The sequence below is a fragment of the uncultured Treponema sp. genome (genome assembly GCF_934725225.1).
GTDB lineage: Bacteria > Spirochaetota > Spirochaetia > Treponematales > Treponemataceae > Treponema_D.
Genome location: NZ_CAKVAM010000006.1, coordinates 25,678 through 40,452, shown reverse-complemented (window position 1 = coordinate 40,452; position 14,775 = coordinate 25,678). Strand labels below are relative to the sequence as shown.

The following is a 14,775-nucleotide window of genomic DNA, read 5'->3' as shown; positions in this document are numbered from 1 at the left end:
AATTTGCAGGCGGATTTTTTTTGTGAAATTTCAATCTGATGCAAAACTTTTTGAAATTTGCTAAAATCATTTTATGCTCGCAAAAAAACAAAATCTTTTAAATAACATAACGCTTATCACTCAGCCAGTTGCAAATTCAAAAGTTACAACATTCGGTTTTTACTTTTCAGTTGGAAGCCGATTTGAAAATGAAGGTGAGCATGGAATCAGCCATTTTACCGAGCACATGATTTTTAAAGGAACAAAAACAAAATCGAACCGGGACATATCGCTTATTTTTGACAGAATGGGCGGAATTTTTAATGCTTTTACCGAGCGCGAAAATGTAGGCGTTTACTGCACTGTTCCTTCTGAAAATTTTGAAAACTATAAAACGGCTTTGGAAACTCTTTGCGATTTGAGTTCGAACTGTACTTTTCCGCCTGAAGAAATGGAAAAAGAGCGCGGCGTTGTTCAAAGTGAAATTCTTGCTGTTTTGGATGATCCTGATGATTCTGCAATGGATGAAGTTGCGTCTTGTGTCTGGCCGAATCAAAAAATTAGCCTTGCGATAACTGGAACTTCCGACGATGTTGATTCGATTACGCGGGAGCAGATGGTTGAATGGTATAAAAAATATTTTGCGGAAGGCGAGCTTGTTGTAATTGTTTGCGGAAAAATTTTTGAAGATATTCTTGTTGAAACTTTGCAGAAACTTCCGCAGCACAAGCCTTCACAGGAATTTTTTAAGCATCTTCATTTTTCAGAGAAAGTTGTCTGGAACACAGAAAATCGGATTTTAAAAGCCAAATTTAATCAGACGCAAATTTTTTCTTTGTATCCGCTTTCATCAAATCTTTCTTTTAAAGATTACATTTCACTTTTGATTTTTAATTCCGCCGCCGGAGAAACTATGAGCAGCCGGCTTTTTTCTTCGCTTCGTGAAAAATCCGGACTTTGCTATTCAGTTGGAAGTTTTTACACGACTTATGAAAACGCAGGGCTTTGGTGCGCTTATGCTGTTTGTGAAAAAACAAAAGCGGCTGAAGTTTATAAAAAGCTTTCAGAAGAAATTTCAGGCTTTGTTGAAAACCAAATTTCAGATGAAGAAATTGAAATTTCAAAAGAGCGTTTGTGCGGCTCGGAAATTCTTGGGGAAACTAGAACTGCGTTTTTGATGCAACGGCTTTGGAATTTTTATTCGATGGGATTTCCGCTTTACGAAACTGAAGAAATTCTGAATAGTATACGTTCGGCTGAAAAAAATGATATAATCGGCTTCATAAAAAATCTTTTAAATGAAGAAAAAAAATCTTCGCTTGTTTACGGACCTGCGCTTTCTTCAAAACAAAAAAAGGAAATATTATGTTGGAAAAAATAGATTTGAAAATTGTTGCGCAAAAAAACGCTGTTGTGCCGGCTTATAAAACTGAAGGTTCCGCCGGTGCTGATGTTTGCGCTTTGCTGGATTCTCCGATTGTTATTAAGAAAGGCGAGCGCGCTTTGATTCCTACAGGCTTGAGTTTTGAAATTCCGTCTGGCTATGAAATTCAGGTTCGTCCAAGAAGCGGACTTGCTTTAAAAAATGGCGTTACTGTTTTAAATTCGCCTGGAACTATTGACAGCGATTATCGCGGTGAGCTTAAAATTATTCTTGCTAATTTTGGGCAGGAAGATTTTATCGTGAACAGCGGAGATAGAATTGCCCAGATTGTAATCTCTCCATTTACAACAGCGAATTTTATTTCTGTAAATTCTATTTCTGAAACTTTGCGTGGAGCTGGAGGCTTCGGAAGCACTGGTGTCTAATCTTGATGTTGGCAAAAAAAATTTTTGAATTTGTTTACAATAAAATAGACTCAGCGATTGTTTTTGCTAGAAAACAGATTGCTTTTTGTTTTCTTTTTTTTAAACGGAAATTTAAAAAACTAAAACACTTTGATTTACAAAGAAAAATTTACACAGCTGGATTTTCAATTGGAAGAAAAACTGATTGTGTAAAAATGCAGGCTTTTTTTGCAAAGAAAATTTTCAAGCTGAATTCTGTAAAATCAAATATTTTAGTCCGCTACATTGCAAAAGAACTTTTGCTTTACTTTTTAATTTGCTTTGTTTTTTTCTTTGTTGTGTTTTTTGTAAATCAAATTCTTTTGCTTGCTGAAACTATTTTAAAAAAACGAGTTCCAGTAAATTCTGTTTTAAAACTGATTTTGTATTGTTTGCCGAATGTTATTTCCCAGTCTGCGCCGTTTGCGACTCTTGTTGGATTTTTGATGTGCCTTGGCAGACTTGTTACCGACAATGAAATTTTAATTTTCCGGGCAAGTGGTCAGCGTTACAGTTTGATTTTAAAATCTGTTTTGGCAATGGGACTTTTGATTTCAGTTTTTAGTTTTATTATGAATGACTATTTTCTTCCGATTGGAACCTTAAAATATAACCGGCTTTTCAAACAAATTATTGTGTCAAATCCTGCTATTGAGCTTGAATCAAAGTCAATAAAAAGAATGAATGATTCAACTTTGGTGATTGGAAATGTAAACAAAAATAATGTTTCTGATATTGTTTTGTTCGATTCGGAAAAAGACGGCGTTCAGCGGATTATAATGGCTGAAAATTCCGACGTGAAAAAATCTTCAACTCCGGGCGTAATTATGCAGCTTGATATGAACAGCCCGATTGTCTTGAGCCTCGACAAATCAGAAACTGAAAACTATGAATCTATTTCAGCTGAAAAACTGCGGCTGAACATTTTTGAAGATTCTATTATTTCTTCTAGCAACGGAACTTCGCCTCGTGAAATGACATCGTGGGATTTGATAAAGCGAATAAAAAAAATGAAGCAGGAAAATTCTTCAACGAAAAAAAGATTGAACACTTTTATACTTGAATACAATAAAAAATTTTCAGTTCCTTTTGGATCATTTTTCTTCGCCCTGTTAGCTTTTCCTCTTGCATTGATTTTCGGAAAAAAAGATGGGCAGACACTCGGACTTATATTCGGAATAATACTTTCAGTTCTTTACTGGTCAGCAACAATAATCGGTCAAATGTTTGGAATCCGCGGAGGCTACAACGGATTTTGGATGATGTGGACTCCTAATTTTGTAATAGGAATTTTAGGAATTATTCTTTACATAAGGCTCAAGAAAAAATGAAACTTGTTTTTTATATGCTCAAGCGTTTCTTTCCAGTTTTTATTGGCGCGGTCATGTTTTTTGTTCTTGTTCTTTGCCTCACAGATTTGTTTATGAATCTGTGGAATTATATTTCAAAAAATGTTTCGTCGCGCGATGTCGCTTTGATTCTTGTTTATTATATTCCAAAAGCCGTTTGGTATGCAGTTCCGATTGCAATGCTTTTTGCGACTGCCTATATGCTCAGTGATTTTTATGCGCGAAATGAATTGCTTGCGGTTTTTGCATCTGGAATTTCACTTTTTAAATTTTCAGTTCCGTTGCTTGCCGTTGCTGTTGCAATGAGTTTTGCACTTTTTATTTTTGAGGACAATATTGTTGTTCCGACATTTTCAAAAAAAACACAGCTGCAGGAATCAGTTTTGTCGAAGGAAAAATCTTTGAACAACAGCAAGATTGTGATTATGGCTGAAGGCGGAAACGTAATTTATAAGGCGGATTTTTTCAACAACAAAGCGGAATCTCTTTCCAAACTTTATGTTCTGTTTAGAACTGAAGAAAAAAAGCCCGATGCGCTTGTTTATGCTCAAAAAGCTTTTTGGAAAAACAATTCTTGGAAGCTTGAAAATGCAGTGGAATATAAATTTCAAGACGGAAATTTTTTAACTTGCGATTTGGAAAAAAGATTAGAGGCACGTCTTTTGGAACCTCCAGAAACTTTTAGGAACAATACAATTTCTGTTGAACAGGTGAACACGAAAGAAGCCAGAGAATATATAGAGCATCTTGAAAAAGCAGGGCTTCCAAGCGCAGAAGAAAAATCTGTTTATTATAAAAAATATTCGTTTCCTTTTGTCGTTTTTATTGTTGTTTTTTTAGCGATTGGACTTAGCGGAAAAACTCGTAAAAATGTTTTGCTTGTAAGCCTTGCAATGAGCATAACGGCAGTTGTTTTGTTTTATGTTCTTCAAATGGTTACGATGCTTATGGCAAAGTTTCAGGCTATTCCGCCTTTGTTTGGAGCCTGGAGTCCGGTTGTGCTTTTTATAATTGTCAGCTGTGTTTTGTTGAAATATGCTAAAACTTAAAAATTGAAAATGAGGAAAAATGTTATGATAGAAAATTTTTTTGAAATTCACCATGAAGATAAAAATTCCTGCGCGCGGACTGGAGTTGTTCACTTGGCGCACGGAGATGTTCAGACTCCTGTTTTTATGCCGGTTGGAACAAAGGGAACTGTAAAGGCTTTGACCAAAGATGATTTGGAAGAAATCGGCTTTGAAATTATTCTTGCAAACACTTATCATCTTTATCTTCGTCCCGGCGCTGACATTGTTTCTGAAGCTGGCGGACTTCACGGATTTACAAAATGGAACAAAAATTTTCTAACAGATTCCGGCGGATTTCAAGTATGGTCCCTTTCAAATCTTCGGAAAATTGAAAATGAAGGAGTTGCCTTTAGAAGCACAATTGATGGAAGCAAGCATTTTTTTACTCCAGAAAATGTTGTTCAAACTCAAGTAAAACTTAACAGCGACATTCAAATGCAGCTTGATGTTTGCTCTGGATATGGCGTTGAAAGACGCGAGGCTGAACGAGCTTTCCGTTTGTCTTCTGACTGGGCTGTTCGCGCGCTAAAAGAATGGAAGCTTCATTCTGAAAATGGCTACAAAGGAATTTTGTTTCCGATTGTTCAAGGAAATTTTTTTGATGACCTTAGAAAAGAAAGCGCGGAATTTGTGGATTCTCTCGGAACTCTGGGACTTGCAATCGGCGGATTGAGCGTTGGCGAGCCTGCGGATGTTTTTGCTGAAAAGTTGAAATACACAGTTCAGTTTCTTTCAAAAGACAAGCCTCGTTACGTTATGGGAATTGGAACTCCTGAATATATTCTTGACGCAGTTTCAAATGGAATTGATATGTTTGATTGTGTTCAGCCTACGCGCATTGCCCGGCATGGACTTTATTTTCATCACAAAGGAATGCTTTCAATCAAGCAAAAAAGATTTGAACGTGATTTTTCTGTGCTTGATTCTGAATGCAATTGCAAAGTCTGCAAAACTTATTCGCGTGCGTATTTGCGGCATATTTTCCGCGAGCAGGAAATTCTTTCTTCTATGCTGGCAAGCTACCACAACCTTTATTTTTTGCACAATATGATTTTAGAAATTCGCACAGCAATCGAAAACGACAAATTTGAAGAATACAAAAAAAATTTCTTGGATAATTTTCATTCAAATGAGCTTTGATGCCGATAATTAAAATGATTTGTCTGGAGAAAAAATGAAGAGAAAATTTTTGCTCGCTGCTGTTTCATTGATTTTTACTTTTGCTTGGTCTCAGGAATCTTCCACGCCAGAAGTTATTGAAAATATTTTGTCTGAATCTGAAAAATCTCAAACAGAAAATTCTGCGCCAGATGAAATTGTTTCGGAAGAAACTTCGCAAAATGTTGAAACAGAAATTCCAGATGTTTCTCTTTCTGAAAATGAAACTTCAGAAATTCAAGATGAGCCAAAAACAGAAACTTACGATGCAATTTCCGGAAGCCAACCTTCAGAGAATATAAAATTTAAATATACAAGAGAAAAAATTTATCCGGCAGATGCTCGTCCCAAAAAACATGACACTTCAAAAAATTATGTTGACCGTTCCAAGGATTATGAAAAAAACTGCAATGACATTTTAAAATATGGACTTGAAGGTCAGATTACAGAACTGATTGATGAGCTTACAAAAAATCAGGACAATCGTTTTGTTGACGGAATTTATGATTTGTTTCAAGAAACAAAAAGTGTTGCTGTAAAAGAAAAAATTCTTGAGTATTTCACAAAATTAAAAGACCCTTGCCTCGCTTCTTACGCGGTTGAAATTATAAATGATCCTTACGATGAAAAAAATTCAATTGTTGAAAAATGCTTTAAATATGTTTCCGAAGCTGACATAAAAGATGCGAATCCGGGACTTGTTGATTTGGTTGACAAAGAGGAGGACGCGTATTTTACAGGCGCGCTTTCTGCATTGGGTGAAACAGGCGGAAAAGAAGAGGCGCTTTTTCTTGCGGATTATCTTGACCGTGATGATTTGAATGTTTCCCAGCGGCAAGCCTTGATGCGTGTTCTTGGAAGAATCAAGGCTGTTGAAACTTGGCAGAAAATTTCAGAAATTGCAAAAGACGAAAACGAAAATACTTTTGTCAGAATGTATGCTGCGGAAGCAATTGGCGCAATGGAAAATCCAGAGTCAGAAGATATTCTTGTGGAATTGTTTGAGTCAAGTGATCCGAATCTTCGAACTTATGTTATAAAAGGAATTTCATATTTCAATGACAAAAAATCTTCGGATTTGATTACACAGGCGTTGCGCGATTCCCAGTACAAAGTCCGGCTCGAAGCAGTTTCCGCAGTTGGAAAAAATAGAATTGACAAGGCTGTTCCTTTTTTGATTTTCAGATGCAAAGACAAAGATGAGCAGAAGCAGGTAAAGGAAAAATGTTATTCCGTGATTGCGGATTTAAATACTTCTGACGGAAACGATTATTTAATCAGTGTTTTAAAAGACAAGAAAATTGGAGATGCTACAAAAGCAAAAGTTTCTGCGGCGTTGCTTGAATATAATCATGCTGGAACAAAAGAAGTTATAGAGCTTGCGCGTTCAGCATTGAAGAGCGACATTCAGAAAAATTTGCGTTATGCGTTGGGAAAAGAATTTGCAAAATATGACCGTTCTGAATTCGCTGATATTTGCGCGGAATATATTGCAAGCGATGACGTTGCGACTCAGGGCACTGGTCTTGATATTTGGGCAAAAGGAAGATACCCAAGCGTAAAATCCGCCGTTGAAGAAATTGCAAAAGATGCCGAAGAAGAAAATTTGACAGAGGAAAAAGAAAAGCCTAAAGGCTATCAGTTTGGAGCAAAAAAGAAAAATGCAAATGCAAAAAAAGCAAAACGGATTTTAGAGCAATCTTAAAAATCACTGCGCATTTTCTTTTATTATTTTCAAGATGAAGTACCCAAATTTTTCAGCTTTGATTTCTCCTATTCCGTAGCAGCTTGTAAGTTCTTTTATGTTTGATGGCTTCTTTTGCGCAATGTCAAAAAGTGTTTTGTCTCCAAAAATAACATAAGGCGGAACGTTTAATTCTTCTGCTGCCTTTTTTCTCCAGCTTCGTATTTTTTCTGATAAAATTTTTTCATTGCTTTTTAAAGTGTCAGAAACAAAAAGTTCGCCTGTAGATTTTTTTGATGGCTTTGGAAAACTTTGAATTTTTTTATGAAGAATTGCGCGCGGCTGATTGTAATTTATTTTTTTCGTTGCGCATATATCGCAGCAGTTTTCTGAAGAAACACAATCTTGTCTTGCATCTGAATAGCTTTCCCCAAAGTAAGACAAAAGTGATTGCCGCCTGCAAACAGAATTTTCGCAGTAGTTTATCATTCCTTGCAAAAGATTTTCTGATTTAGCGGAATCAAAATTGTCTTTAAAAAAATATCTGATTTTGTGAATGTCTCCTGCGCTGTATAAAAGCAAGGCTTCAGCTTCTAGTCCATCGCGTCCTGCCCGCCCGATTTCCTGATAATATTGCTCTATGGATTTTGGCATATCAAAGTGAATTACAAAGCGAACGTCAGGTTTATTAATTCCCATTCCGAATGCGACTGTTGCAACCATAATGTCAGCTTTGTCAGAAATAAAATCCTGCTGATTTTTTGCCCGTTGCGCATCGTTAAGTCCTGCGTGATAGCTCAATGCTTTTATTCCATTTATGTGCAATTCTTGCGCGACTAAATCAACTTGCTTCCTTGAAAAACAGTAAATTATTCCGCTTTGATTCGGATGATTTTCTATGAAGTTCAGAACTTGTTCTATCGGCTTGTCTTTTTTTATTACTTGAAGAAAAAGATTCGGTCTGTTGAAACTTGCCATAAATATTTCAGGATTTTCCATCCGAAGATTTTTTATAATATCAGCCTGAACTTGCTTTGTCGCAGTTGCCGTGAGCGCAAGAAAAACTGATTTTGGAAACTGATTTCTTATATGAGTTATTTCCATGTAGTCCGGGCGGAAATCGTGTCCCCATTCGCTTATGCAGTGAGCCTCGTCGATTGCAATGCAGTCAACAGAACTTTTTGATTCCTGAAGCAGCCGAATCATTCTGCCTGAATTCAATCCTTCCGGCGAAACATAAAGAAGCTTGATTTTTCCTGATAAAATTTTTTCGCAGCATTTTTGATAATAGTTTCTTTCAAGAGACGAATTTAAACAGACGGCAGAAATTCCGTAGGATTCAAGTTGCGCCACTTGATCTTGCATTAATGCGATTAACGGCGAAACAACGACTGTAATTCCCGGAAGAATAAGAGCCGGAATTTCATAGCATAAAGATTTTCCGCCTCCAGTCGGCATGACAGCAAGCGTGTCGCGTCCGTCCAAAACATTTTGAATTATTTTTCTTTGCATCGGTCTGAATGATTCATAGCCAAAAACTGATTTTAAAATATCTTCCGGTGTTCTGTCGAATAATGTGTATTCCATAGATGGTTCCTGAAAAAATAATGAATTTTGCAATACGAATTGAAATGAAATGTTTTTTATAGATTCATACAAATGATTATACAAAAATGATTCCAAAAATAAAACCTCCATTTTTCTCTTGAGAGAGTTGCAAAAGCCAGACGAGTTTAAAAGTTCCTCTTGATTTTATTTTTATTTTTTGATATAGTATTTATCACTTGCCGGCTTGGTGGAATGGTAGACACGAAAGACTCAAAATCTTTTGCGCGCGAGCGTGTCAGAGTTCAAGTCTCTGAGCCGGTATCTTTTAGACCGAATTCATTTCGGTCTTTTTTTATGCCAAAAGATTCATTGCGCCTGCTGGCTTTTTAAATTTCACAGCTTCTTCCATTGAATCTTTTCCAATTACATTTTCTTCTTTCATGTCTGAAATTGTCCTTGCAATTTTTATGCAGCTAGAAACGGATCTTGGCGAAAACTCGTAAGCTTCAGTTGCCTCGTCTAAAATTTTTTTTGCTTCCGAATTCATCTGGCAAAATTCTTTTATTTCCGATGGAGAAAGCCTTGAATTTCTTTTTCCACGTTTGCGCTGAATTTTTATTGCCGCCGCGATTTCTTTCCGCAATTCTGATGTTGAAATGCTTTGCGATGAATTTGAATTTTCTATTGAAACTTTTTCAACTTGAATGCTTAAGTCGATTCTGTCCAAAAGCGGCGCGGAAATTTTTTTCCAGTATTGTTCGACTGAGCGGGCAGAGCATAAGCAAAGTTTTTCTTTTGAGCCGTAGTTTCCGCAGGGGCACGGATTCATTGACATCAAAAGCTGAAAATTTGATGGGAAAATTGTGGAGCGTCCGGCTCTGCTTAAAGTTATGCTTCCTGTTTCAAGCGGAACTCTTAAAATCTGAAGAACTGATGTTCTGAATTCCGCAGCTTCGTCTAAGAAAAGAGTTCCGTTGTGCGCAAGTGAAATTTCTCCTGGGCTGCAATGGATTCCGCCGCCGCACATTCCTTCTATTGTAGACGTCTGGTGCGGTTGCCTGAACGGAGCTTTTTTTATTATTCTTGCTCCAGCCTGAAGAATTCCTGCAATCGAATAAATCCGGGTTACGCTTTGACTTTCTTCTTTTGTGAGCAATGGAACTAGCGCAGGAAATCTTTGAAGCGAAAGTGTTTTTCCGCAGCCGGGAGGACCGAACGCGAGCAAGTTGTGTTTTCCTGCCGCGGCGATTTGCAAACCTCTCACAAGTTCTTGTTGCCCGCAAATTTCTTTAAACTCAAATTCTTCCGGCGGAAAAAGAATTCCATTTATTTCAACTGCATCTTTTATTGCGCTTCCGTTTTTTTCTTCAACGTGCGAAGTTTTATAATCAGAAAATGATTCTGGATTTTTTAACGCATTGAAAGCTTCTGTCAAATTTTCTGCGCCAAAAATTTTCATTGTGCGGATTTCCCTTGCTTCTTCCGCATTCGCAGCAGGAACGATGCAATATCTTATTCCGCTTGCATAAGCAGTTGCCGCTGCCGCATGAATGGCTTTTACAGGCCGTATGTTTCCGTTCAGTTCAAGCTCGCCAATCACAAGAATCGGTTCTGTTTGAAATGCAGAATTTTCATTTTCTAAGTTTTCTTTTGCTGACAAAACTGCAAGAGCAATCGCAAGGTCAAAACCGGCTCCCTCTTTTTTCAAATCGGCAGGAGAAAGACTTATAAGAACTCGTTCAGGCGGAAACAAAAGCCCGGAATTTATAATTGCGCTTTTCATTCTTTCTCGCGATTCTTTTACCGCATTGTCCGCAAGCCCGACTATGTCAACGGTAGGAATTCCGCGGCGCAAATCAACTTCAACTGTAACAAGATTTCCTTCGTAGCCAAAAGGCGAAAAACAAAAAATTTTCATGTTTGCTCCAAATAAAAAATTCAAGAATTAAAAACTTTATTATGGAAAAAATAAAAAAAATGCCGCAAATCAAAAAAATTTGATAGAATGTTTTTCTATGGAAATTACAGTTTTGTGCAAAGTCGTTGATAATTTTGGCGACATCGGAGTTGTTTTTCGTTTGTGCCGCGCGCTTTCCGAGTTGAAAAAAAATCTTGAAATTCGGCTTGTTGTAAGCAACCTTGATTCGTTTGCAAAAATTTCAAAAGGCATAGATTCGGCGAAGTCGTTTCAGGAATTCTGCGGATGGAAAATTTTTGACTGGAACGACAATGAGCTTTGCAAAAAAGAATTTTCAGAGAATCCGCCGGAATTTATTTTGGAATGTTTTCAATGCGGCCGCCCGGAATGGCTTGAAGAAATTTTATTTTCGCCTCAGTTTAATTTGAATGTTCAGATTGTGAACGTTGAATATTTGACAGCTGAATCTTGGGCTGATGATTTTCATCTATTAAAAAGCGGCACACGTTCTGCAAAAATAAAAAAAATAAATTTCATGCCGGGCTTTACAAAAAAAACTGGCGGCTTGATTTTGGACAAAAATTTTATGCGTTGTCTTTCTGAAAAAAATTATGCCTTGAATCTTGTAAAACAAAATCTTGATAAAAAAATTTTTTCAGAAAATTTTTCTGATTCATTTAAAATTCTGATTTTTTCTTATCCAAAGAATTTTGATTTTTTAGCTTCCGCGATAAAAGAATTTTCAGTTTCAAAAAAAGTTCTTGTTTTTGTTGCGCCCGGTGCTGGAGCAGATTCAGCAAAAATTTCCTTGGAAAAATTTAAAGTTGATTTTGTCTGTCTTCCGTTTATGCAGCAGGAAGTTTGGGACGCTTTTTTGTCGCTTATGGATTTTTCTTTTGTGCGCGGGGAAGATTCGTTCAGCCGATGTTGTCTTTTGGGAAATCCGTTTATATGGAACATTTATCCGCAGGAAGAAGAATTTCACATTGTAAAACTGAACGTGTTTTTGCAAAAAATAAAAATTCCGCAGATTGAAAAATTTTCTTTTTTGTACAATCGAAATTTTGAAGCTGCTTGCTGCCCAGAAGCTTTGGAAATTCTTGAAGAAAAAAAACTTCCGTCAGAAAATGAAAAAATAAATTCAGAAATGAAAAATGAAATTCTTTCCTTGCTGAAAAATTCTGAAAAGTTAAAACCGGAATTTAAAAAATTTTCCGATGAAATTTTAAAGAACGGAAATCTTGCTGAAAATCTTTTGAAATTTCTTGAAACGAAAATTCCGCGCTAAATCAAATTTGTTTTGCCCGCATTTTGAAATGTTGCAATTTTATTTCAGTTCATATATAATCGAATAGCAAGTTTATAATCAAGGAAGTTTATTATGTTATCAACAAACGAAATTAAAGTTGGAACAGCTTTTATGTTTGAAGGCTCTCCTTTTATTGTTCAGAAAATGCTTGGTCAGAAAGCCGGACGTCAGGGAATTACAGTAAAGCTTCGTGTAAAAAATATTGTTACAGGCGGAACTCAGGATTTGGGTCTTGATGCTGGTGAAAAATTTGACGATGTTGACCTTGTAGAAAAAAATGTAAAGCTTTCTTATATCGACGGTGATGATTTTCACTTTATGGATCAGGAAACTTACGAAGATGTTATGCTTTCAAAGGAAGATTTGGGAGACAACGCTGGATACATTTCTCCTGATGATGACTACGATGTAACAATCACATATTATGAAGGAAAGCCGGTTGGCGTAAAACTTCCTATTAACGTTGTGCGCGTAATCACATACTGCGAGCCAGGAATCAAAGGCGATACTTCTGGAAAATCTTTGAAGCCTGCAACTCTCGATACAGGAATGGAAGTAAGAGTTCCTTTGTTCTGCAACACAGATGATAAAATCGTAATCGACACAAGAGACGGTTCATTTGTAGAAAGAGCAAAAGACAAATAAATTTGTTTTTCCAAAGGATTGTTTTTCTTTCCTTTGGAAAGCCATGACCCCCTAGCTCACTATGGATAGAGCGACAGCCTCCTAAGCTGTAGGTAGCGAGTTCGAACCCCGCGAGGGTCAAAGTTACACTTTTAAGATTCAAGGCAGTTTTACGCTGCCTTTTTTTGTTTTAAATCATGCTTTTGCTGAATTTCACTGAAATTCAATTGATAAGAAAAAATTATAGATTTTGAAAGATTGATATGAACTTCTTTTTGCTTCGTCTATTGAAAATCATCAGAAAAAAAAGTATATTTATTCTATATGGAATCAGAAGGCTTAAAGCTATTTCAATTCTGACTCTAAGCATAGGAGTAATCGAATGACAGTTAATGACATCAAGCATGCCAAAATCAAGGCATGGATTGAAGAATGTGTTAAGATGTGTGAGCCGGACAATGTTGTTGTTTGCGATGGTTCTACAGCCGAATATGACCGCCTTATGAAAAAATGCGTTGATGCAGGCCTTGCAACTCCGCTTACAAAAAAGCCTAACAGCTTCCTTTTCCGCTCGCTTCCAAGTGATGTTGCACGTGTTGAGTCACGCACATTCATTTCTTCTGTAAAGGAAGAGGATGCCGGTCCTACAAACCACTGGATTGATCCTAAAGAGCTCAAGGCTACAATGAAAGGTCTTTACAAAGGCTGTATGCACGGACGCACGATGTACGTTATTCCGTTCTGCATGGGACCTCTTGGCTCGCCGATCGCAAAATACGGAATTGAGCTTACAGACTCTGAATACGTTGTTCTCAACATGGACATCATGACACGCGCAGGCGAAAAAGTTTGGGAATATTTCGGCACGGACGGAGACTTTGTTCCATGTCTTCACTCAGTCGGAAAACCGCTAAACAACGGCGAAAAAGACAACGGTGTTTGGCCTTGCGCAGATGTTGAACACAAATACATCAGCCAGTTCCCAGAAGAACGCCTTATCTGGTCTTACGGTTCTGGATACGGCGGAAACGCTCTTCTTGGAAAGAAATGTTTCGCTCTCCGCATTGCAACTGTAATCGCACGCGAAGAAGGCTGGCTTGCTGAGCATATGCTTATCCTTAAGCTCACAAACCCTGAAGGAGAAGTTAAATACGTTACTGGCGCATTCCCTTCTGCTTGTGGAAAAACAAACCTTGCAATGCTTATTCCTACAATCCCTGGCTGGAAAGTTGAAACAGTCGGCGATGATATTGCCTGGATGAAATTCGGAAAAGATGGTCGTCTTTACGCTATCAACCCAGAGGCAGGTTTCTTCGGTGTTGCACCAGGAACATCCGCTGAATCTAACAAGAACGCTCTTGAAGCTGCTTCAAAGAACACAATCTTCACAAACTGTGCTCTTACAGAAGACGGAGACGTTTGGTGGGAAGGAATCGGTTATCCTGCAAAGGGCAAGCTTGTTGACTGGAAAGGCAACGTACGCGATGCTCTTCCAAAAGACAAATCTCCTAAGGGTGAAGAATTCGCTCATCCGAACGCACGCTTTACAGCACCTGCAAAACAGTGCCCTTGTATCGCTTCTGACTGGGAATCTCCAGAAGGTGTACCAATCAGCGCAATCTTGTTCGGTGGACGTCGCCCTTCAACAGTTCCACTTGTACACCAGAGCCGCAACTGGAACCACGGTGTATTCCTTGGATCTATCGTAGGTTCAGAAATCACTGCCGCTTCTACAATCGATGCTTCTCAGGTTGGAAAAATCCGCCGCGACCCGTTCGCAATTCTTCCATTCTGCGGATACAACATGGGCGACTACTTCCAGCACTGGATTGACGTAGGGGCTGCAGCTGCTAAACGCGGTGAAGAAGACAAGCTTCCTAAGATTTTCTATGTTAACTGGTTCCGCAAGGACGAAGACAACAAGGAGCTTCCAGGAGGATTCATGTGGCCAGGATACGGCGACAACAGCCGCGTTCTTGCATGGATTTTTGACCGCTGCGACGGAAAAGACAACTACGTTGACACACCAATCGGATTCATGCCAAAAGACGGTGCTCTCAACCTTGACGGTCTTGCAGACGTTTACAAAGCACAGATTCCAGCAATCACAGCAGTTGACAAGGAAGGCTGGCTCAAGGAATGTAAAGACATCCGCGAAAACCACTATCCAAAGTTCGGCAAACATCTTCCAAAAGAATTGTCCGCTTGCTTGGATGACCTCGAGGCTCGCTTGAATAAAGCATAACAGCTGCGCTAGTTTGCCGAAAGGCAAACTAGGTAAGTTTATCCCGCTGGAATTTTTTCTGGCG

At 38.0% G+C, this 14,775-nt stretch carries 10 protein-coding genes, 2 tRNA genes and 1 pseudogene; 11 read left to right on the top strand and 2 right to left on the bottom strand.

The genetic code is table 11. The annotated features are described in order from the left end of the window. Positions 1 to 73 precede the first annotated feature (73 nt). The 6 genes from Q0H92_RS09745 (at position 74) to Q0H92_RS09720 (ending at position 7,088) form a co-directional block, all read left to right on the top strand. A complete protein-coding gene (locus tag Q0H92_RS09745) occupies positions 74 to 1,360 on the top strand; it encodes a pitrilysin family protein (RefSeq protein WP_296014464.1) in 1,287 nt (428 codons plus the stop codon). After that, on the top strand, positions 1,345 to 1,788 hold the full coding sequence (dut, locus tag Q0H92_RS09740; RefSeq protein WP_296014459.1) for a dUTP diphosphatase: 444 nt from the start codon (positions 1,345 to 1,347) through the stop codon (positions 1,786 to 1,788). Before Q0H92_RS09745 ends, dut begins: the two co-directional genes overlap by 16 nt. Positions 1,789 to 1,982: 194 nt before the next feature. Then, complete coding sequence (locus Q0H92_RS09735; protein WP_296014455.1) at positions 1,983 to 3,137, top strand: LptF/LptG family permease; 1,155 nt, start codon at positions 1,983 to 1,985, stop codon at positions 3,135 to 3,137. Beyond that, positions 3,134 to 4,204, top strand: a complete 1,071-nt coding sequence (locus tag Q0H92_RS09730) for an LptF/LptG family permease (RefSeq protein WP_296014451.1) — start codon at positions 3,134 to 3,136, stop codon at positions 4,202 to 4,204. Before Q0H92_RS09735 ends, Q0H92_RS09730 begins: the two co-directional genes overlap by 4 nt. A gap of 24 nt (positions 4,205 to 4,228) precedes the next feature. After that, positions 4,229 to 5,365 (top strand): tRNA guanosine(34) transglycosylase Tgt, encoded by a 1,137-nt coding sequence (gene tgt, locus Q0H92_RS09725; RefSeq protein WP_296014447.1) that lies wholly within the window; start codon positions 4,229 to 4,231, stop codon positions 5,363 to 5,365. A gap of 34 nt (positions 5,366 to 5,399) precedes the next feature. Continuing rightward, positions 5,400 to 7,088: a HEAT repeat domain-containing protein gene (locus tag Q0H92_RS09720; RefSeq protein WP_296014443.1), complete on the top strand. Its 1,689-nt coding sequence runs from the start codon at positions 5,400 to 5,402 to the stop codon at positions 7,086 to 7,088. A 3-nt stretch (positions 7,089 to 7,091) separates the two neighbouring features. Here Q0H92_RS09720 and Q0H92_RS09715 read toward each other — a convergent pair whose 3' ends face one another. Next, on the bottom strand, positions 7,092 to 8,654 hold the full coding sequence (locus Q0H92_RS09715; protein WP_296014439.1) for an ATP-dependent DNA helicase RecQ: 1,563 nt from the start codon (positions 8,652 to 8,654) through the stop codon (positions 7,092 to 7,094). Between the two features lie 199 nt (positions 8,655 to 8,853). Here Q0H92_RS09715 and Q0H92_RS09710 point away from each other — a divergent pair. Continuing rightward, positions 8,854 to 8,936 (top strand) — tRNA-Leu (locus tag Q0H92_RS09710). Positions 8,937 to 8,967: 31 nt separating this feature from the next. Here Q0H92_RS09710 and Q0H92_RS09705 read toward each other — a convergent pair. Beyond that, entirely contained in the window at positions 8,968 to 10,533 is a 1,566-nt protein-coding gene (locus Q0H92_RS09705) for a YifB family Mg chelatase-like AAA ATPase (RefSeq protein WP_296014436.1), read from the bottom strand. 97 nt (positions 10,534 to 10,630) lie between these two features. Between Q0H92_RS09705 and earP the strand changes: the two genes are divergently transcribed. The 4 genes and pseudogenes from earP to Q0H92_RS09685 form a co-directional block, all read left to right on the top strand. Further along, on the top strand, positions 10,631 to 11,821 hold the full coding sequence (gene earP, locus Q0H92_RS09700) for an elongation factor P maturation arginine rhamnosyltransferase EarP (RefSeq protein WP_296014432.1): 1,191 nt from the start codon (positions 10,631 to 10,633) through the stop codon (positions 11,819 to 11,821). A gap of 93 nt (positions 11,822 to 11,914) precedes the next feature. Further along, positions 11,915 to 12,487 (top strand): elongation factor P, encoded by a 573-nt coding sequence (gene efp, locus Q0H92_RS09695; protein WP_273465922.1) that lies wholly within the window; start codon positions 11,915 to 11,917, stop codon positions 12,485 to 12,487. 45 nt (positions 12,488 to 12,532) lie between these two features. Next, a tRNA-Arg gene (locus Q0H92_RS09690) sits at positions 12,533 to 12,607 on the top strand. A gap of 235 nt (positions 12,608 to 12,842) precedes the next feature. Then, a pseudogene (locus Q0H92_RS09685) lies at positions 12,843 to 14,711 on the top strand (phosphoenolpyruvate carboxykinase (GTP)); the annotation flags it as partial. Between the last annotated feature and the right edge of the window lie 64 nt (positions 14,712 to 14,775).